Here is a 22,433-nt window from a genome sequence, read left to right on the forward strand (position 1 = left end):
TCAAGTCTCCTGCCAGCCAGTGTCGTCAGATACCAATGGCCTGCTGCACCAGGCCCGCAGCGGGATCACCCGCGACGCTGACCACGGCATAGTTGTACCCCGGGCCCGACCAGTACGCCGCTTGCAACTCACCATCGCGGCGCTGGCCGCGGGGTAGCAGGCGATTGCCTTCTCCCGGCGGGCGAATGTAGAACGTCATCCGCCGGCCATCGGCGGCCTGATAGAGCACCATCGCGGCGGGGCCTTGCTCAGTGCTCATCAGCCGCGCGCTGGTCGGAGTGAACCCTGCGCTGCTGAGGTCGGGCAGGCGTTCGGCGCGGCTGAAGCGCCGGTCCAGCCAGCCTTGCAGGTCACGGCTGGACCCCGGTCGGTAATCGGCGGGCAGGAAATCCTGACTGGCAAACATGCGATAGGCCTGCAAGGCGTCCGTCATGGGGGCGGTATGGGCGAGGGTCATTTCCCGCACCTGCCAGCCACCCATGCCGCCGATGCCCAGCGCGAGCACCAGCATCGCCGCGCTGGCGTAGCCTTTGTAGCGGCGCTGACGCAGGCCGCGACGAATGCTGGTCGGGTCCAGCGCCGGGTTGGCTCGGCGTTGCAGGCCATCGCCCAGAGCCGCGCGCAGATGCTGGGCATCCTGCTGCCAAGCCCTGACTTGCGCGGACTCGGCCGGGTGGCTGGCCAGCCAGGTTTCCAGGCGCAGGCGGTCCTGGGCGTCCAGCCGATGATCGACATAGGCGTGCAGGTCATGTTCGGAGGGGGGCAGGCTGATCATTTCAATATCCGCAAGATAGGGCTGGCAACGATTTCACCGTCGCTGAACTGACGCAGGGCTTGGCGGGCTCGCGAGAGTCGCGACATCACCGTACCCACCGGCACCTCCAGGATGGCCGCTACCTCCTTGTAGCTCAGGCCTTCGATGGACACCCAGAACAGCAACGCACGCTGCTCGGCGGTGAGCTTGTCGAAGGCCTGCAGGGCTGACTGCGCCAGCACGCTACGCTCGGTGGAGGGCTGGGCGTCGTCGCGGCCGGTGAAGAACTCGAGCATGCGCGCGTAGCGCCGTGACCGCCGGTGGCCATCGACGAACTGCCGGTAGAGGATGGCGAACAGCCAGGCGCGGAGGTCGCCGTGTTCGCGCTTCTGGCCCCAGCCCGCCAAGGCCTTTTCCAGAGCGTTCTGCACCAGGTCGTCGGCGCTGCTGGGCTCCCGAGTCAGGGAAACAGCAAAGCGCCGCAGCCTGGGCAGCAGCTCGCGCAGTGCATCGTCGAGTTCGGTCATGGCGGCCTGTGGATGAGGGGGCTGGATGAGCAAGACGCTTGCTGGGCGAGATTATTCCACGGCCGGAAAAAATAGTTCGGGAATAAACCGCCACTACGTTCGTCCCATAGCACCTACCGCCAACGGCCCTGTGCCCTGGAGCAACCTGATGCCTGAGACACCCCCTTCACTGAGCCCCGCCCAGAAAGTCCTGCGCCTGGGCGCCATCGCGCTGGTGGTGGCCGCCGCGGCCGGCGCCTTCGCCTACGTCAACGGTACGCTGGACCCTGGCCGTATCACACCCGATCGGTTGGTCGACGGGCTGGAAAAGAACAACGGCGTGCATCCCGGCTACCGCCGCAATCATGCCAAGGGCGTGTGTGTGGTCGGCTATTTCGAACCCACCGACCAGGCCCGGCCGTTCTCCAAGGCGACGGTGTTCAGCGCGGCGCGCACGCCAGTGGTCGGGCGCCTGGCCATTCCCCCAGGCAACCCCTACGCGCCGGATACCGCCGCGCCGATCCGCAGCATGGGTCTGCGCTTTAAGCAGGCCGATGGCCAACAGTGGCGCACCGGCATGAACAGCATGCCGCTGTTCCCCGTAGGCACAGTGGAAGCGTTCGCTCAGCTGCAACAGGCCAATACCCCTGACCCGGCCACGGGCAAGCCGGTGCCGGGTGCGGTGCAACAGTTCTTCGCCGGGCATCCTGAAAGCGCGCCGTTCCTGGCCTGGGTGAAGACCGCCAAACCGTCGGCCAGCTACGTCACCCAAAGCTACAACAGCGTCAACGCCTTCAACCTGGTGGACAAGGCGGGGCAGCGCCATCCCGTGCGCTGGAGCATGGTGCCGGTGGACCAGAACGACGCTGCGCAACCGGCGCCGGACGCCAAGGATTTCCTCGAAAAAGACCTCGCCGAGCAACTGGCCAACGCGCCGGCGCGCTGGAAGCTGATGATCACCCTGGCCGAAGCGGGCGACCCCACCAACGACGCCAGCAAGGCCTGGCCAGAAGGCCGCAAGACCCTGGACGCCGGCACTCTGGTATTGGAGAAGACGCAGCCGCAGAGCGATGGCGAGTGCCGCGACATCAACTACGACCCACTCATACTGCCCGCCGGCATTGAAGGGTCCGACGATCCACTGTTGGCCGCGCGCTCGGCCGCCTACGCCAGCTCGTACCTGCGCCGCACCAGTGAAGTGAATCAGCTCGACACCGCTCAGGAGAAACGCCCATGAAGACTCATTTCGCGCCACTCGCTCGCTTGTTGCACTGGTCGATGGCGGTGCTGCTGATCGCCATGCTGTTCATCGGTGCGGGCATGGTGGCGTCGGTTTCCGAGCGCCACGAGTGGTTGCTGGATCTGCACAAACCCCTGGGTATCGCCTTGCTGGCGCTGGTGGTGATTCGCCTGGTGGTACGCTTCTCCACGCAACAGCCACCCTTGCCGGCAGACCTGCCCGCCGTGCAGGCACTGGCTGCCAAGCTGTCACACTGGTTGCTCTATGCGTTGATGCTGGCCATGCCGTTGCTGGGCTGGGCGATGATTTCCGCCGCCGGGGACCCGGTGATGCTCAGCGATTCCCTGCAGCTGCCGTCCATCGTGCCGGCCAATGCCCAGGCGTTCGCGTTTTTACGCAAGGCCCATGGGTATCTGGCATATCTGTTGTTTTTGACAGTGTTGGTGCATCTGGCGGCGGCACTGTTTCACGGGCTGATTCGTCGGGATGGGGTGTTGCAAAGCATGTTGCGGGGCAGTAGATCGCAATAACACCGCGCACCACCTCTAGCTCCCTCTCCCCCAGGGAGAGGGCTGGGGTGAGGGGACCATTCACCCCAAATCCCCAACCCATTCACCACAAACCCTTCACCGCAATACGCCAACCATCCCCGCCAACACACTCAACACATCCTTGCCCAGCCGCGCCGAGCGCTTGCCGTTCCAACCCGTGTGCGGATCAGGTGCGTCGTCGTGGTCCTTGAACGGCATCTCCAGCGTCAGCGCCAAACAATCGAATTTCTCGCCCACCGAGTTGCACGCCAAAGTCATGTTTGCCTGGCCGGGCTCGTCACGCAGGTAGCCATGCACCGCCTGGAAGTCAGGCGTCTGCGCGCACAACGCCTGGCGGAACTGCTGCTCCAGGTCTGCGATCCGCGGCGTATAACCCGGATTACCCTCGCAGGCCGCCGTAAACACGTGAGGGATCTCTTCGTCACCGTGCACGTCGATGAACAGATCCACACCGTACTTATCCATCTGCTGCTGCACGAAGAACACTTCGGGTGTGTACTCCGCACTGGAATCCTGCCAGGCCCGGTTGAGATCCTTGCCTTTGGCGTTGGTGCGCAGATGACCGCGAAAGGCGCCATCGGGGTTCATGTTGGGTACCAGATACAGGTCGGCCTGCTCAAGCAACGCTTGCATTTGCTCATCGTTGCCCTGCAAGCGCTCGATCACGCCCTCCATGAACCATTCAGCCATGTGTTCGCCCGGATGTTGCTGGGCGATCATCCACAACTTGCGCTTGCCCGGTGCGCCGTCGCCTTTGCGCAACAGTGGGATTTCACGACCATCGCAGCTCTTGCCCACCGCCACCAACTGCAACCCGGCGTCGTTCAGCCCGCGGATCACCAGGGCCTCGTGGCGCTCACGACTGTAGGGTTCGAAATAGGCGAACCAGGCCTGGGGTTGCTCGACGGTGAGGCTGAACGTCAGCCCCTGTCCGTCGAAGCGTGACGGCACTCGGAACCAGTGTTGCCGATCGTAGGAGGCCACCGCGTGATAACCGTCCCACGCGCGCGGGTAGGAAGACTGTGAGGCGTTACCCAGATGAAACCCATAGGACTGTCCCGGCTCCAGGTTCTGGGCCTGGAAGTGGAACCACTGGAAATGCGCGCTTTGGGTGTCGGGTCGGATTGCCAGACGCACATGGGAGGCGTCGCTGGCGTCGATGACTTCGATGTTGCCGCTGTCGAAATCGGCAGTGATCAGGGGAGCGGAGCGAGGCACGGTAGGAGTCCTGTATCTGTTTCTTGTGGGATTCACTTTACACCGAACCGCTTGCGCACAGCAGGCCTGACGGGATGCACCCGGCATCGCGCAGCAGGCCTGTGCGCAGTGGGCGAGGGCGAGGCGGTCACTCCTCGGCCAGCTGTACCTCATACTCTTTCTGGTAGCCGCCAGCCAGGCTGGTCTTCTGCTTCTCACTGAGCAGCTTGCCGGCCACCTGGAAGAACTTGTGTTCCTCTTCCTTCAGGTGATGGTGAACCTTCTCGGACAGCTTGCGAGCGGTGGCCAACCACGCCGGGCTGGACATGTCGGTCTGATCGAGGGTCTCCATCAACTCGTCCATCTCGTGGTGCTCGGAGATCGCGTGACGGCTCGCATCCACACCGTTGTCGTGCTCCATCAACGGTACGTAGAAAAACCGTTCCTCAGCTGTCTCGTGGGCATGCAGCTCTGCCTTGAGCTGTTGATAAGCCTCGGCGCGAGCTTCGCTTTGACCATGAGTCTGGATCAATGCCATGGCGTAAGTACGTTGTCTTTCATGGCTTTCGCGCAGTGCTTCGAAAATATTCATCAAGAGCCTCCGTTGCGTTATTGCCAGTGGGGTTACCTGCACTAGACCCAGGGTTTTCTGGGTGGTTCATCTGGATTTCGCTACGCCGACACGCCGGCTTGGGCCGGCTGCAGAGCAAACTTGCTGCCATTCGATGGTTTTCCGCCAATTGTTATAAATCGTCAGCCATTGAGCATATGACCCGTACTAGCCTGACACTTATGGCGTAGAGCCATAGTTTCGTTAGTCACTCTTGGCTTTTAAGAAATGCCTTTGAAAACGGTCACTTATAAGTTGAGCAAGTGTGGAATAGCTAAAAACGTCAGAATTCAAGCGCGGCGGGTAGTGTCGCCAGGTGAAGCGATTTAGTTCGCCCAGGCAATACGTCAGGACACTACAGGACACTAAATAACAAAGATTCGAGAGTGTGGCGTTGGGCCATCAGTGCCCGGCAAAAGTTGTTGATACGGTGCGTTGCGCGTGCCGTTAAATCTGCTAGGAGTGGGTATGGACAGTATCGTTGTTGCTGCGAAGTCGGCGGAAAGCACTACAGAAATCGCCTGGGGCAATATCAAGCTGATGGATACCAGCCTGGTCAAGCTGCCGGTTCGGCCGGAGGACGTGGCCACGGTCAGTCGTTCCGGAAATAACCTGATCGTCACACTCAAGTCTGGCGAGCAGATAACGATTGGTGATTTCTTCGTAGTCGACGCCACCGGAGCCCAGAGCGAACTGGTTCTGGAAGGCGACAACGGAATGCTGTGGCAGGCCAATTACGGCGAGCCCTTTACCGGCTTCACCTTCACCGAGTTGTCGGCGGCCGATGAGTTGCTGCTGGCCGGCGCTGTAGCGGGGACCGCAATGCCGGGATGGATGCTGGCAGCGCTGGGCCTGGTGGGCATTGGCGCCGGCGCGGCGGCAGCAGGCGGTGGCGGTGGGGGCGGTGGTGGCGGTGGTGCGCCGGCGCCGGTGCCTCCAGTGGACACGACGGCGCCTGATGCGCCCACCGGGCTGCAGTTCGCCGCCGATGGCAGCAGCGTTTCCGGCCGTGCCGAAAGCAACGGTACGGTCACCGTGCGCGATGCTCAAGGCAATGTCGTCGGTACCGGCATCGTGGATGCGAACGGCAACTTCCAGATCATTTTCCCTGCGCCTCAGGCCAACGGCGAAACGTTGCAGGTAACGGTCACCGATCCTGCGGGCAACGTTTCAGCGCCTATCACCGTTACCGCACCGGACGTCACCGCACCTGTGGCGCCCGGCGGGCTGGTCGTGAGCGCGGATGGCAGCACACTCACCGGGAGCGGTGAGCCGGGAGCCACCGTGGTGATCAAGAACGCTGCCGGGACAACTGTCGGCTCGGCCGTGGTCGCACCCGACGGTACCTTCACCGTGACCCTGGCCCCGCCTCAGGCCAATGGTGAAGGCTTGAGCGTGACCCAGACAGACGCCGCCGGAAACGAGTCAACGTCGGTAGCCATCACCGCTCCGGATATCACCGCCCCAGGCGCCCCTGCGAATCTGGGCATCAGTGCCGATGGCACGACGCTTACCGGCACTGGCGAGCCAGGCGCCACGGTGGTCATCGCCAATGCCGCAGGGGCCGTGCTGGGCAGCGCGGTCGTCGGCGCGGACGGCACCTTCAGCCTCACCTTGAATCCTGCACAAATCAACGGCGAGAACTTGGTCGCCACCCAGACTGACCCGGCTGGCAATCTTTCACCCGCCGCCACCGTTACCGCCCCTGATCTGACCCCTGACAACACTGCACCAGATGCACCGTCGGCGCTGCTGGTCAGCGCCAACGGCGCGATCCTGACCGGTAAAGGTGAGGTCGGCGCGATCGTCAGCGTGACCAACGCCGCGGGCGTCGTGGTCGCGACCGGCACCGTCGATGCCGACGGCAATTTCCGCCTCGACCTGAGCCCTGCCCAGGCCAACGGTCAGATCCTCAGCGTCACGCTCGAGGATGCGTCAGGAAACGTCTCGCTGCCGGCAACGGTGCCGGCGCCCGACATCGAAGCGCCACCTGTACCGAGCAGTCTGTCGGTGGATACCGCCGGCCTGGTGCTGAGCGGCATCACCGAGGCGGGTGCCACTGTGGTGGTGCGTGACGCTGCCGGGGTGATTATCGGCAGCGGCACCGCCAATGCCGATGGCAGCTTCCAGATCACCTTGAACAGCCCCCAGGTCAATGGCGAAACCTTGAACGTGGTGGCCACCGACGCCGTGGGCAACGCCTCGTTGCCCGCTGAACTGGTCGTGCCTGACGTGACCCCGCCGGCACCGATCACCGACCTGATCATCAGTGCCGATGGATTCTTTGCCGGCGGCAATGGCGAGCCTGGCAACACCGTCACCATCACCAATGCGGCAGGCGATGTGCTGGGCAGTGCACGGGTCAACGCATTCGGCCGCTTCGTGATCCGCTTTGCCGTGCGCCTGACGCCCGGTGAGGAGCTCATCGCTATCCAGACCGACGCCGCCGGCAACCTGTCGGCGACAGTGACCGCAGTGGTACCGGACGACGTCGGGCCGGGCACGCCGGACAACCTGGTGCTGAGCAGCGACGGCTTCACCCTGACAGGTACCGGCACCGCCGCTGACACAGTGCGCGTCTACAACGCCCAGGGCACCCTGTTGGGCACTGCCACCGTCAACCCTGACGGAACGTTCTCCGTGGTGCTGGACACCGCGCAGACCAATGGCGAAATCCTGACGGTCATTGCCACGGACTTCGACAACGAAGCTTCAGTACCCATCACCTTTACCGCACCCGACAGTACCGCTCCTGCCGCGGTGGCCAACGTGGCGGTGAATGCCAATGGCACAGCGGTGACAGGCACGGGTGAGCCCGGTGCGACCGTCACCGTGCGCGATGCCCAGGGCAATATCATCGGCACGGCCACCGTCAATCAGGCCGGCAACTTTGCCGTGACCATCAATCCTGCACAGGCCGACGGCCAACTGTTGAGCGTGACGCAAACCGACGCCTCCGGGAACGTTTCTCCGCCGGTGGACACGCAGGCGCCCGATGTAACCCCGGGTGCCGACCTGAGCAATGTACTCATCAGTGCCGACGGTACCGTGGTCAGCGGTCGTGGCCAGCCGGGCGATACCGTGACGGTGAGGGGCTCAGGCGGGGCCGTGCTGGCCAGCGGCGTGGTGAACAGCGACGGCAGCTTCAACCTGACCCTTGTTCCCGCACAAACCAATGGCCAGCAGTTGGCGGTGTCGCAGCAGGACGCAGCCGGCAATGCCTCCCCTGTTGCCAACCTCACCGCGCCCGACCTTGATGCGCCTGCGACCCCTTCCGGCCTGACGCTCGATGGCGGCGGCATCGTTCTCTCCGGCGTGGGCGAGGCGGGCACCACGGTAACCGTCAAGGATGCTGCTGGTACCGTGCTGGGCACGGCGGTGGTAGCGGCCGATGGCACCTTCCAGGTGAGTCTGAGTTCGGCACAGGCCAATGGTCAGGTACTGACGGTGAGCGCGGCCGACGCCGCTGGCAATATCTCGGCTTCGGCCAACTTGCAGGCAGCCGACACCACAGCGCCGCTGGCGGTGAGCAATCTTCAGGTCAGTGCTGACGGCGTGACCCTTACCGGGCAAGGCGAGCCGGGCGCCACGGTGGCGATCACCAATGCGGTGGGCGCTGTCATCGGCACCGCGACCGTGGGCGCCAACGGCAGCTTCAGCGTGACGTTGAGCCCCGCCGCGGTCGAAGGGGACGTTCTCAGCGCAGTACAGACCGACGCGGCCGGCAACCCATCGCTGCCTGCCACGATCACTGCGCCCGACGCCGATGGCCCAGGCACTCCGGGCAATCTGGCGGTCAGTAACGATGGCTTGCAGCTGACCGGTACCGGCACCGCCGGCAACACCGTCAATGTCTATGATGCGCAGGGTACGCTGCTGGGTACCGGCACCATCGCGGCCAATGGCAGCTTCACCGTTGCGTTGAGCCCGGCGCAGAACGACGGTCAAGTGCTGGACGTGATCGCCACGGATGGTGCTGGGGAGAATTCGGTGCCGGTGGAAATCACCGCGCCCGACTCGACGGCGCCCGATGCGCTGACCAACCTCGCCATCAGCAACAACGGTACGGTGGTCACCGGTAATGGTGAAGCAGGCGACAGCGTAACCGTGCGCGGACCGGGCGGTACTGTGATCGGCACCGGCACGGTATCGGCCGATGGCAGCTTCAGCATCACCTTGACCAGTGCACAGACCAATGCGCAGCTGTTGCAGGTCACGCAAACCGATGCGGCCGGTAACATCTCCACACCAGCGGCTGTCACTGCGCCCGACCTGACCCCACCTGCAGCTGTCACGCAGGTGAGTGTCAGCAACGATGGCTTGACGGTGACAGGCCAGGGTGAAGCCGGTGCCACGGTCACCGTGACCGGCCCCAATGGTGCGGTACTCGGTACCGCGACCGTTGGCGCCGATGGCCTGTTCAGCGTCGGCCTGGCTGCCGCGCAGACCAATGGCCAGAATCTCGGCCTGGTGCAGGCTGATGCCGCAGGCAATCGATCCCCGGTGGTCACCACACCGGCGCCTGACACGGACATTCCGGCCGCGCCTTCGGGCCTGTTGCTCAATGCCACCGGCACCGTGTTGAACGGCATCGGCGAGGCGGGCGCCACCGTGCGGGTACTGGCGGCCGATGGCTCGACACTGGGCACCGCGACCGTAGCAGCCAACGGCACCTTCCAGGTCACCCTGAACCCAGCACAGACCAACGGCCAACTGCTGGAAGTCACCCAGACCGATGCCGTCGGTCATGTGTCCGTGCCTACCCCCATCACCGCCGGCGATACCACAGCCCCGGCCGCACCGACCGGCGTCGTGCTGAGCCGCGATGGCTTGACCGTTACCGGGTCAGGTGAGGCCGGCGCCACAGTCACTGTGCGCAGTGCCAACGGGCTTCCACTCGGCACCGCCGTAGTGGCCAGCGATGGCAGCTTCAGCGTGGCCCTGAACAGTGCGCAACTCAATGGCGAGCGGCTGACCGTGGGTCAGGCCGATGCGGCCAACAATGCTTCCCCCACGGTGGCGATCACGGCGGTCGACATCACCGCGCCTGCTGCGCCTGGAGGCCTGGTACTGGATGCGAGCGGGCTGGTGCTCACCGGTACCGGCGAAGCCGGTGCCACGGTACGCATCACCAACGCGCAAGGGGCGCCGCTGGGCAGCGCAGTGGTCGGCGCCAATGGCACCTTCAGCATCACCCTGTCGGCAGCGCAGACCAATGGCGAGACCCTCAAGGCCATCGCTACGGACGCAGCCAACAACAGTTCGCTGGCAACCACTTTGGTGGCGAACGACACCACCGCTCCCGGGCCCGTCAGCAATCTGCTGATCAGTCCGGACGGCCTGACCTTGTCCGGCAACGGCGAGGCGGGCGCCAGCGTGCGGGTGACCGCCGCCAACGGCGATCTCATCGGTACCGGCAGCGTCACTGCCAATGGCACGTTCGTGATCACCCTGACCCGTCCGGCCGTGCAGAGCGATGTGCTCAGCGTTATCGAAACCGACGCCGCCGGCAATCCGTCGACACCCACTGCGGTCAACGGCCCCGATGGCACCGAGCCCAGTTCGCCGAGCAATCTGGCTATCACCCTCGATGGCCTGACCCTGACCGGCAGCGCCGTGGTCGGCAATACCGTCACCGTGACCAACGCTCAGGGCACCGTGCTGGGCACCGCTGTCGTGGGTGCGTCCGGCACCTTCACCGTCAATTTGAACAGCGCTCAGCACAACGGCGAGCTGCTGACCGTACAGGCCAGCGATGGCACCCGTGTATCGGTGCCCAGCCTGTTGACCGCCAGCGACGACACCCCGCCGGCAATCCTGGACAACCTGGCGCTCAGCGCCAATGGCAGCACGTTGATCGGCACCGGGGAAGTGGGGGCGACCGTCAATGTGCGTGTGCTCGGCCAGGTGGTCGGCACCGGCACCGTCGGCGCCGATGGTACCTTCAGCATCACCTTCACCCCGGCGCTGAACAATGCCCAGGTGCTCACTGCGACGCAAACCGATGCGGCCGGTAACATTTCCGCTGGCGTCACCGTCAATGCGCCCGACCTGATCGCTCCCGATGCGCCCTCTGGGCTGACCCTGAACGCGCTTGGTACGCTATTGGGCGGCCAGGGCGAAGCAGGAGCCAGCATCAGCGTGCGCAATGCCCAAGGGGCAATCGTGGGCACTGGAACCGTGGGTGCCGACGGCACCTTCCAGGTCACCCTGAGCCCTGGGCAACTGACCGGCACCACCCTGCTCGTGACATTGACCGATGCGGCGGGCAATACGTCGGTTCCGGGGTCATTGCCGGTGCTCGATGTGACGGCCCCGGACCCAGTCACCGCACTGGTGCTCAACGTCGCCGGTACGACATTGACCGGTAAAGGCGAAGTGGGCGCAACCGTGAGCGTGGTCAATGCCAGTGGTACGGTACTGGGCACGGCGGTGGTCGGCGCCAATGGCAGCTTTACCGTGACCCTCAGCCCGGCTCAGGCCAACGGCCAGTTGCTCGATGTACTGCAAGCCGACGTCGCCGGCAATGTCTCCAGCCCAGTGGCGGTCACCGCCAGCGACATCACCGCGCCGACTGCGTTGGCCGGTGTGGCCATCAGCGCCAACGGCAGCGTGGTGACCGGCTCGGGTGAGGCCGGGGCGACCGTGCGTGTGTTGGGCAGCGGCGGTGCGGTGCTGGGCACTGCTGTGGTCGATGCCAACGGGCAGTTCTCGGTGCCCTTGAGCTCGCCGCAGATCAACCTGCAGTTGCTGACCGTGACCCAGACAGATGCGGCGGGCAACGCCTCGGCCAACGTGACCCTGGTGGCGCCCGACCTGCAAGCCCCGGCTGCGCCGACCGATGTGGCGCTGACCCCGCAAGGCTCGGCGGTCATCGGCAAGGCCGAGGCTGGCACGACGGTCACTGTCATCGTCAGCGATGCCCAGGGCAATGTGCTGGGCACCGCGACCGTGGCTGCCAATGGTACCTTCCAGGTCAATCTGAGCACGCCGCAAACCAACGGTCAGACCTTGCTGGTGACCTCCACCGATGCGGCCGGCAACGTGTCCACCACGACCACCGTTATCGCCGCCGACACCACACCACCCAATCCTGCCGTTCAATTGGCCGTCAGCCCTGATGGTGTCTTGCTGTCGGGCAAGGGTGAGGTGGGTGCCACCGTGACTGTGCTGGGCCCGCTCGGTACGCCGATCGGCAGCGCTGTGGTAGGCGCCAATGGCAGTTTCATTGTGACCCTGACCCCACCCGCGACTCAGGGCGCCACGCTGAGCGTGACCCTGACCGATGCGGCCGGCAACGTTTCGCCAGGCGCCAGCGTGGTGGCACCCGATGCCAACGGGCCGGATCAGCCCACCGCACTGCAATTGAGTGTCGATGGCCTGACCCTGACCGGCATCGCCGATATCGGCAATACGGTAACGGTGCGCAGTGGCCAGGGGCTTGTGCTCGGCACAGCCACGGTAGGCCCGGACGGCACGTTCCAGATCACCCTCAGCGCCGCGCAAACCAATGGTCAGGTGCTTGAGGTGGTGGCCAGCAATGGTGTCATCAACTCAATACCAGGTACCGTCACCGCCATCGACTCGACCGCTCCGGCGCTGACCAACGTTGCCATCAGCAGCGATGGCACCGTGGTCACCGGTACCGGCGAAGCCGGCGCGCGGGTGACCGTACTCGACGCGGCGGGCAATCCGATCGGTACCGTTGTGGTCGGTATCACCGGTGCGTTCACCGTGGTGCTGACCACGCCGCAACTCAACGCGCAGTTGCTCCAGGTGACCCAGAGCGATCCGGCGGGCAACAGTTCCACGCCCGCCGCCGTCACCGCGCCGGATCTCACTGCGCCGGCGTCGATCACCAATCAGTTGGTCAGCAACAACGGCCTGACCCTGACCGGTAACGGTGAGGCCGGCGCGACCGTGACCGTACTGGGCAGCGATGGCCAGCCGCTCGGCACGGCAGTGGTCGGCAGCAACGGTGCGTTCAGCGTGACCTTGAGCAGCGCGCAAACCAACGGTCAAACCCTGACCTTGAGCCAGAGCGATGTGGCCGGTAACAAATCGCCGAGTGTCAGTGCGCTGGCGCCGGACACCGAAGTTCCCGCCGCGCCAACCGCCTTGGTTCTGAATCCCGGCGGCACGCTGCTGACCGGCCAGGGCGAGGCCGGGGCCATCGTGCATGTCCTCAACGCCAATGGGGTGGAAATCGGCACGGCTACCGTCGGCGCCAATGGTCGCTTCGAGGTCACCTTGCCGGCGCAGACAGCCGGGCAGCCGTTGACGGTCAACCAGAGCGACGCGGCTGGCAATACATCACCTTCGACACCGATCACGGCTCCGGACACCACTGCACCGCTGGCCTTGACCAACGTCGGCTTGAGCAACGACGGACTGACCGTCAGCGGTCGCGGTGAAGTGGGCGCCACAGTTACCGTGCGCAGCGCTGCTGGGGTTGCCCTGGGCACCGCAGTGGTGGGCACCGATGGCAGTTTCAGTGCCACCTTGAGCGCAGCGCAACTCAACGGCGAGCGTTTGAGCGTGACCCAGGCCGATGCCTCGAACAACGTGTCGCCGGTGGTCAATGTCACGGCTGCCGACATCACTGCGCCTGACGCGCCCGGCAGCCTCAGTCTCAATCTGGCGGGTACGGTGCTGACCGGCAGTGGCGAAATCGGCGCAGCCATCCGTATCGTCGGCGCCCAAGGTACGGTGCTGGGCACTGGTACGGTGGGCTCGGATGGCTTGTTCAGCATTCAGTTGTCGGCCCCTCAGGCCAACGGTCAGACCCTGCGGGTAACCGCTACCGATGCGGCCAACAACGTCTCTGCCCCAGCCAGTGTGCTGGCAGCGGACACCACGCCACCGGTAGCGGTCAGCAATCTGGTCATCAGCCCCAACGGCGCGACCCTGAGCGGTAATGGCGAAGCCGGCGCAAGCCTGCGTGTCACCGCCGCCAACGGCGACCTGATCGGTACAGGCACGGTGGGCGCCGGTGGTACTTTCATCATCACCCTGACCCGTCCGGCCGTGCCGAGCGATGTGCTGACGGTGATCGAAACCGATGCGGCCGGCAACCCCTCCTTGCCGGCCCAGGTCAACGGGCCGGACGGTACCGGTCCGGCCACGCCGGCCAATCTGGTACTCAGTGTGGAAGGCGCGGTGCTCACCGGTACCGGTACCGTGGGCAGCACCATTCAAGTGACCAACGGGCAAGGCACGCTGTTGGGCAGCGGAACGGTCAATCAGCTGGGCGTGTTCAGCATTATCCTGCAGACGCCGCAACACAACGGTGAACTGCTCACCGTTCAAGCCAGCGATGGCAACGGTCGCTTGTCGATTCCGGTGCAACTCACAGCCGGTGACGATACGGCTCCAGCGCTTCTGGCCAATGTGGTGCTCAGCGCCAATGGCGCGGTGGTGACCGGAACCGGCGAGGCCGGCGCAACCGTGGTCGTGCGCAATGTGCAGGGCCAATCCCTGGGCTCCGCGCTGGTAGGCAGCGACGGCGCGTTCACCCTCACGCTCACGACCCCTCAGACCAACTTGCAGGTGCTGACGGCGACTCAGGTGGATGCCGCCGGCAACGTGTCGCTGGGGGTCAACATCACCGCGCCGGATCTGGTGGCGCCTCTGGCGCCGGTTGCCTTGGCCCTCAACGCTGTGGGTACGGTACTCTCCGGCCAGGGCGAAGCCGGTGCCAGCATCACGGTGCGCGATGCACTGGGCGCGGTGGTCGGCACCGGTACGGTGGCGGCCAACGGCAGCTTCCAGGTCACCCTGACCACCCCGCAAACCAACGGCGGTGCGCTGCAAGTCAGCCTGACCGACGCGGCCGGCAATGTCTCGCTGCCCGGTGCGTTGGCGGTGCCGGACACCACAGCACCTGTGGCCGTGCTCAATCCGCTCATCAATGCCAACGGCACGTTGATCACCGGTACGGGTGAAGCGGGTGCGACGGTCACCGTGACCAATGCTGCCGGTACCGTGCTGGGTACTGCCCTGGTAGCGGCCAACGGCACCTTCAGCGTGACGCTGACTCCGGCGCAGGCCAATGGTCAGCCACTGGATGTAGCGCAGACCGATGTGGCGGGCAACGTGTCGGTGCCGGTGCTGGTCACCGCGCCGGACATTACCCCACCTGTCGCCATGACCGGCGTCGCGATCAGTGCCGACGGTGCTATCGTCACCGGCCGCGGCGAGGCGGGGGCTACCGTGCGGGTGTTCAGCGCAACCAACGTGCAGCTGGGTACGGCGCTGGTCGATGCCAATGGCTTGTTCAGCGTCACGCTCTCCACTGCACAAGTGAATCTGCAAACCCTGACCGTGACGCAGAGCGATGTGGCCGGCAACCTGTCGGCCAGCGTCAATCTGATCGCGCCAGACCTGCTCGCGCCGGTCGCGCCCACCGATGTGGTGCTCACGCCGCAGGGCTCGGCGGTGATCGGCAAGGCCGAACCTGGGACCGTGGTCAGCGTGGTGGTCAGCGATGCTCAGGGCAATGTCCTGGGCACGTCGACCGTGGCCGCCAACGGTACCTTCCAGGTTGACCTGAGTTCGCCACAGATCAACGGCCAGACCCTGCTGGTGACGTCCACCGATGCCGCGGGCAACGTATCCACCACCACCATCATCGTGGCCGCGGACATCACACCGCCGGCGCCGCCGATCGACCTCGTGGTAGGGCTGGGTGGCACCGTGCTGGCGGGCAAAGGCGAAGCGGGCGCCACCTTCACCGTCCGCGACGCCGCCGGGTTATCGGTGGGCACCGGCACGGTCGCTGCCAACGGCAGCTTCACGGTGACGCTGACACGGACCGTAGGCGACAACGAAGTGCTGTCGGTGACGCTCACCGACGTGGCCGGCAATACCTCGGCGGCGGCGACGGTCATCGCCTCCGATATCGATGGTCCCGACCAGCCGACGGCGCTGACCCTCACTGCCGATGGTTTGATCCTGAGTGGTGTGGGTAACGCCGGCAACACCATCACCGTGCGCGACCTGCAAGGCAACGTGCTGGGCAGCGGGGTGGTGGATGGCAGCAATAACTTCCAGATCACCCTGAACGCACCGCAGACCAATGGCCAGACACTGGAGGTCAGTGCCAGCGACGGCACACTGGTGTCGTTGCCGGCGCAGTATCTTGCCGCCGACATCACACCCCCGGCTGACCTTGCCAACCTGGCGGTCAGTGCCGATGGGCTGCTGCTCAGCGGCCGGGGTGAAGCCGGCGCCACGGTAACCGTGACAGGGCAGGGCAACGTGGTACTGGGGACTGCCGTGGTCGGCGTTACCGGTGCTTTCACCGTGATCTTGTCCAGCGCGCAAATCAACAGTCAGGTGCTGACAGTGGTGCAGGCCGATGTGGCCGGCAACATCTCCAACCCTGGCACCGTGCTGGCAGGCGATCGCACGGCGCCCGATGCACCTGTCGCACTGACCCTCAGTGCCGACGGCGCGGTGCTCTCCGGAGTCGGCGAAGCGAACGCTCGGGTAACCGTGAGCAACGCTCAAGGTGTGGTGTTAGGTACGGGCACCGTGCTGATCGATGGCACCTTCCAGATCAACCTCGGCGCTGCGCAACTCAATGGCCAGGCGCTGGGCGTGACCCTTACCGACGCGGCCGGCAATGTATCGGTACCGGGCAATGTGACGGCGGTGGATACCACGGCGCCCGCAGCCTTGACCGATCTGGCCATCAGCAACGCCGCCATCACCAGCAGCCTGGTCACCGGCAAGGGTGAAGCGGGTGCGCTGGTGACTGTCACCAATGGGGCAGGGACGGTGCTTGGGACTGCTACCGTAACCGCCGGTGGCAATTTCAGCGTGACCCTGACGCCAGCGGTCGCGACGGGCGAGCCATTGACGCTGGTCCAGCGTGATGCGGCGGGTAATACCTCGCTGACGGCCAGCATCAATTCGCCAGATACCACACCGCCGGCGGCATTGACCGGGGTGGCGATCAACGCCACTACCGGTGCGACCCTGACCGGTCAGGGCGAGCCGGGTGCGACCGTCACTGTCAGGAACGCCGCCGGGACCGTGCTGGGAACGGCCGTGGTCGCGCCGGACAACACCTTCGTGGTGACGCTGACGCCGCCGCAGATCAACCAGCAAGGCCTGACCGTGGCCCAGGCAGACGCTGCCGGCAACGTCAGTGTGAGTACCCCGGTCACCGCGCCGGACCTTACCCCTCCAGCCGTGCCGACCCAATTGAGCTTGAACGCAGCAGGCACGTTGCTCAGCGGTGTGGGCGAAGCCAACACCAGCGTCTCGGTGAAAAACGCAGCAGGCGTGGAGTTGGGTACGGGCACCGTGAATGCCAACGGCACCTTTCAGGTCACCGTGCCTGCCCAGCTCAATGGCCAGTCGCTGGTGGTCACCCTCACTGACCTGGCAGGCAATGTATCAGGCCCAGGCAGCCTGACGGCGGTGGACACCACACCACCTGCACCGGCGACCATTCTGGCGCTGGACGTCAACGGTGTGATCCTCACCGGTACCGGCGAAGCGGGCGCGCGCCTGGCGATCACCAACAATCTGGGGCAAGCCATCGGTACCGGTACGGTCAATGCCGACGGCACCTACAGCGTCACGCTGACGGTTCCCCAGATCAATGGTGAAGTGGTCAGCGTGGTCCAACTCGACGCCGCAGGCAACGCGTCGGCTGCAGTCACTGTCCTGGCGCGGGACATCCTGGCGCCTACCGCGCTGTCGGGCCTGACGTTGACGGCCAATGGCCTTGTGCTCGGCGGTATTGGCGAGGCGAATGCGCGGATCGTGGTCAAGAATGGCCTGGGCGTGGAGATCGGTACGGCGACCGCCGGTGCCGATGGCGTCTTCACCGTCAACCTGGCCACGGCGCAGCTCAATGGTCAGGTATTGAACGTGACCCAGGCCGATGTGGCGGGTAACGTTTCATTGCCCACGTCATTCCCGGTACCGGATGTAACGGCGCCTCTGGCGCTGACCCTCATCGCAGTGAGCGGCGACGGCAAGGTGGTCACCGGCCGCGGCGAAGTGGGCGCCACGGTCACCGTCACCGGCCCTCTGAATGCCGCGTTGGGCTCCGCCGTGGTGGCCGCCGATGGCACCTTCAGCGTGACCCTGACCACGCCGCAGACCAACTTCGAGGCCTTGGTTCTGACCCAGCGTGACCCCGCCGGCAACCCCTCGGTGGGTGTCACCGTCAATGCCCCTGACCTGACGCCACCGGCGCTGCCGACCGGGCTGGGTCTGAGCGCCAATGGCCTGGTCTTCACCGGTACGGCCGAAGCGGGCGCGCGGGTGTTCGTGACCACTGCCCAAGGGGTGGCGCTGGGCAATGTCATCGTCGGCAGCGACGGCCAGTTCAGCGTTCCGCTGAGCCTGGCGCAACTCAATGGCGGCAGCCTGGAAGTGTATGCCCAGGACGCCGCCGGTAACCGCTCGCCCTTGGCAACCCTGACGGTGCCGGATGTCACGGCGCCTACCTTGGTCACTCAGTTGGCGGTCAATGCCAACGGCACTGCCCTCACTGGCCATGGCGAGGCAGGTGCAACGGTCGCCGTCACCGTACTGGTCGGGCAGACCCCTGTGGTGCTGGGCACCGCCGTAGTGGATGCCAATGGCAACTTCCAGGTGCCGCTGGTGCCCGCAGCGCTGGGCGGTCAATTGTTGACCGTGATCCAGACCGACGCCGCCGGTAACCCATCGCTCGGCGCGACGCTCAACATCCCCGTCGAGCTGCCGCCCGCAGCCCCGGTGGTCGGCACCCTCACCAGCGATGGTGTGACGCTGACCGGTACCACAGAGGCTGGCACCGTGGTTACGGTGCGCGGTGTCGGCGGCGTGCTGCTGGGCACCGGTGTCACCACCGGGACGACCTTCACGGTCACGCTCAATCCGCCACAGACCAATGGTCAGGTGCTGGAACTGCATGCCAGCAATGGCACCCTGACGTCCGCTGCCACCTTCTACACGTCGGTGGACAGCACTGCGCCAGTGCCTATCACCGAACTGGCCATCAATGGTATCGGGACAGTGGTCACCGGCAAGGGTGAAGTCGGCGCCACGGTCACCATCACCAACGCGGCCAATGTCACGATCGGTACCGGTGTAGTGGGCGCCAACGGCAGTTTTGCCGTGGTGCTGCTGGTACCCCAGGCCAATGGTGGGCTGATCACCGCCGTGCAGACCGATGCCAGCCTGAATACTTCAGGCACGGCCACCGTTCCTGCGCCGGATATCACCCCGCCGGCAGCAGCGGTGGGCATCAGCCTGAGTGGCAACGGCCTGACCCTTAGCGGTACCGGCGAGGCGGGCAGTGTCGCCACCGTGTACAACGCCGTCGGTACGGCCATTGGGACGGCAACGGTACTGCCCAACGGGACCTTCTCCGTGGCCCTGAACAGTGCGCAGGTCAACGGTCAGGTGCTGAGCATCAAACTAGCCGATGCGGCCGGCAATGTTTCGGTTGCCACGCCTTATGTGGCCCTGGATACCACGCCACCGGCAGCACTCACCAATGTGGCGCTGGCTACCAGCGGTGCCGTGGTGACCGGCCAGGGCGAGGCTGGCGCCCGAGTGACAGTGCTCGGCAACGGCGTGACCCTGGGCACTGGCACGGTCGATGCTGCGGGCAACTTCAGCGTCAACCTCAGTGCTGCGCAGCTCAATGGTCAGCAACTGAGCGTGGTGCAGACCGATGCCGCCAACCTGTCCTCGCCGATCACCGCCTTGACCGCCCGTGACGTGACTGCGCCCAACGCGCCTACCGCGCTGGTATTGACTGGCGGCCTGGCACTTACCGGGCTGGGTGAGGCCAATACCACCGTCAAGGTGTACGGGGCCAACAACGCCCTGTTGGTTACCGGGCAGGTCAATGCGCTGGGCGTGTTCAACGTCGTGCTACCGTCGCCGCAGCTCAATGGGGGTGCCTTGAAGGTCACGCTCACCGATGCGGCCAACAACGTTTCGGCAGCGGCCCAACTCGGCGTTGCCGATACCACACCGCCGGCGGCGCCCACGGCGACCGTCAGTGCCAGCGGCACGGCGGTGTCGGGTACGGGTGAAGCGGGTGCAACGGTGACCGTGCGCAGCGGTACCACCGTGCTCGGCACGGCGCTGGTGGCCGCCGATGGCAGCTACAGCGTTTCCCTCAACGCCGCGCAGATCAACAATCAGATCCTGACGGTGACCCAGGCTGACGCGGCGAACAATGTTTCGCCAGCCGTGGCCACCACGGCGCCGGACCTTACACCTCCGCCGCTGGCCTCGGGGCTGGCGGTGGCGGTCAACGGCCTGAGCCTGAGCGGTAGCGGCGAAGCCGGGGCGCTGGTCACGGTCAAGGCGGCCAATGGTCTGACCTTGGGCACCGGCACGGTACTGGCCAACGGCACTTTCACGGTCACCTTGAACAGTGCGCAGATCAACGGCGAGGTGCTCAGCGTCACGCTGACCGATGGCCGCGGTAATGTATCGGCACCGGCCTCGGTCACAGCGCTGGACGTGGACGTCAACGAGCCGGTGACTGCCAGCAGCAACCTGGCGCAGGCCTCGGTCAACATCACGCCGGTATCGGTCAACAGCAGCTATGTCGACTCCGGCACCACCTTGCTGTTGGGTCAGGCCAAGGCCTACGGCTTCACCGTCGCAGCCAATACGGTCAGCGATCCGGTGTTGACCGTGACCACCACCAGCTTGCTGGGCTTGCTCAACAACGCGTCGTTCACCCTTCAGGTGAAGAATGCGGCCGGGGTGTGGGTGAACTACACCAGCGGGAGCAATGGCAGCGTGCTGGATCTGCTCGCGCTGGGTCCGACCAGCGTCAGGGCTGACCTGCCAGTATTGCAGGCCGGGGACTACCGTCTGGTGGTGAACTCGGGGCTGGTCGCGATCCTCAACACCTTGACTACCCAGCTGGACTTCACCACCACCAGCCTGACCCAGTTCACCGGTACCCCGGTGGCGGTCACGGGCAACGTCATCACCGATCCGGGTGTCAACGGCTTGCCCGACCGCGTCGGCCCCGATGGCGGCGCTGTGCTGCAAGTGCTCAAAGGCGGTGTCTACGTCACGGCGGGAGCCGGGACCACGGTCCAGGGGTTGTACGGCCAGTTGGTGATCGACTCCACGGGCAAGTACACCTACACCCCCAATGGGTCGGTGAACAGCGTCGGCAAGGTGGAGGACTTCAGCTACCAACTGGTGCACCCTAACGGCTTGTCTTCGATTGCCCACCTCTACGTGCGCATCGACAGCACCAATGTCGATGAAGTGTGGAACGGGAATAACCTGGCGGCCAACGCGACGCTGGTGGACGCCACCAACGACGTGGCGTCCAGCGCCATTACCCTGGTCGGTGCGCAGTCGGCGCCGGCCACCACCAGCTTTACGCCTTTCGGCACGTTGCTGGTGACGACGACCAAGGACTTCGCCTTCAGCATCGCCGCCGACACGGTGACGGATGTCACCCTCACTGCGAGGAACAACCTGAGCCTGATCTCCGGCGTCGGCTTGGCGCTGGTCAAAGTGGTCGGTGGTGTGGAAACCGTGGTCGCCAACTTCCCGGCCGGAACGCTGCTGGGTGTGGGCAATACCATCAGCACGGTGGTGCAAGGTCAGGGACCGGGCAATTACATCATGCGTGTCACTTCCGGCGGAGTGCTGTCCACGATCACGCCATCGGTGACACAGGTGTCGACGTCCACCGTGAACTTCGTCATCGGCAGCGGTACCCAGGCGACCGGCAACCTGTTCACCGATACCGCCGGCGGCGGGGTGGATGTACTGGGCTCCACCTATACCTCGCTGAGCGTGCTCAGTGCCGGTGCGTTCGTGCTGCCTGGCTATAACGGCGTCACCATCGCCGGGCTGCACGGTTCGTTGCTGGTCAATGCCGACGGCAGTTACGTCTATACGCCGGCGGTGGGGCAGGCCATTGCGGTGACGCCGCAAACCGACGTCTTCACCTATCAACTCACCCATCCCACCGGGGCCACCGACACGGCCACCCTGACCATCAACCTCAACAACGGCGCCAGCGTCACCAGCTTCGCCCGCCTCGCGTCGCTGGACAGCACCGACGACAGCGCCGTGCACACTGCCGCCTCGGGGACCGAGCACCACACCCTCGATGGCACGGCCGGCAACGACACCCTGGACGGCGCACAAGGCGGTGGCCTGACCTTCCAGGGCCATGAGGGCAACGACACCATCGTGATCTACGACCAGTCGTTTGCCTCCGTCGACGGTGGCACGGGCACCGATACCCTGAAGTGGGCCGGTGGTGATGCGGACATCGACCTGAGCAATCTGGCCAGTCGCATCAACAACATCGAGATCATCGACCTGAACCACACCAGCAAGGTCAACCTGACCTTGAGCTTGAGCGATCTGCTGTCGGTGACCGACGCCAGCACCGACAAGCTGCTGATCCAGGGCGACACTCACGACACGGTGCACATGACCGGGGCGACCTGGGCAGCCGCGGGGCCGGTGCAGGTAGACAACGGCGTGCAGTACAACGTCTACACTGCCCAAGAGGACCCATCGCATCACCTCTGGGTCCAGAGTGGTATCAGTGTCGTTTGATACC

General features: G+C 65.1%; 7 protein-coding genes. 3 read left to right on the forward strand and 4 right to left on the reverse strand.

Annotation, left to right across the window (positions count from 1 at the left end):
• Positions 1 to 25: 25 nt before the first annotated feature.
• Both B3397_RS20180 and B3397_RS20185 read right to left on the reverse strand, forming a co-directional pair.
• Entirely contained in the window at positions 26 to 775 is a 750-nt protein-coding gene (locus B3397_RS20180; protein ID WP_296253469.1) for an anti-sigma factor family protein, read from the reverse strand.
• Positions 772 to 1,281: a sigma-70 family RNA polymerase sigma factor gene (locus tag B3397_RS20185; RefSeq protein ID WP_296253471.1), complete on the reverse strand. Its 510-nt coding sequence runs from the start codon at positions 1,279 to 1,281 to the stop codon at positions 772 to 774. The genes B3397_RS20180 and B3397_RS20185 overlap by 4 nt, the downstream gene beginning before the upstream one ends.
• 148 nt (positions 1,282 to 1,429) lie before the next feature.
• Between B3397_RS20185 and B3397_RS20190 the strand changes: the two genes are divergently transcribed.
• Together B3397_RS20190 and B3397_RS20195 are read left to right on the forward strand one after the other, a co-directional pair.
• Positions 1,430 to 2,497 carry a catalase family peroxidase gene (locus B3397_RS20190; RefSeq protein WP_296253473.1) on the forward strand — a complete coding sequence of 356 codons (1,068 nt, stop codon included), beginning with the start codon at positions 1,430 to 1,432 and terminating at the stop codon, positions 2,495 to 2,497.
• Positions 2,494 to 3,030 (forward strand): cytochrome b, encoded by a 537-nt coding sequence (locus tag B3397_RS20195; protein ID WP_296253475.1) that lies wholly within the window; start codon positions 2,494 to 2,496, stop codon positions 3,028 to 3,030. Before B3397_RS20190 ends, B3397_RS20195 begins: the two co-directional genes overlap by 4 nt.
• Before the next feature lie 96 nt (positions 3,031 to 3,126).
• On the opposite strand, the gene B3397_RS20200 is transcribed toward B3397_RS20195, so the two are convergent.
• Entirely contained in the window at positions 3,127 to 4,269 is a 1,143-nt protein-coding gene (locus B3397_RS20200; RefSeq protein ID WP_296253477.1) for a M14 family metallopeptidase, read from the reverse strand.
• 127 nt (positions 4,270 to 4,396) lie between these two features.
• Positions 4,397 to 4,840, reverse strand: a complete 444-nt coding sequence (locus B3397_RS20205; RefSeq protein ID WP_296253479.1) for a hemerythrin domain-containing protein — start codon at positions 4,838 to 4,840, stop codon at positions 4,397 to 4,399.
• Between the two features lie 486 nt (positions 4,841 to 5,326).
• Here B3397_RS20205 and B3397_RS20210 point away from each other — a divergent pair, with 486 nt between their 5' ends.
• Positions 5,327 to 22,429: a BapA/Bap/LapF family large adhesin gene (locus B3397_RS20210; protein ID WP_296253481.1), complete on the forward strand. Its 17,103-nt coding sequence runs from the start codon at positions 5,327 to 5,329 to the stop codon at positions 22,427 to 22,429.
• The last annotated feature ends 4 nt before the right edge of the window (positions 22,430 to 22,433 follow it).

Origin of the sequence: Pseudomonas sp. UBA4194 (assembly GCF_002379585.1) — a bacterium.
Lineage (GTDB): Bacteria > Pseudomonadota > Gammaproteobacteria > Pseudomonadales > Pseudomonadaceae > Aquipseudomonas.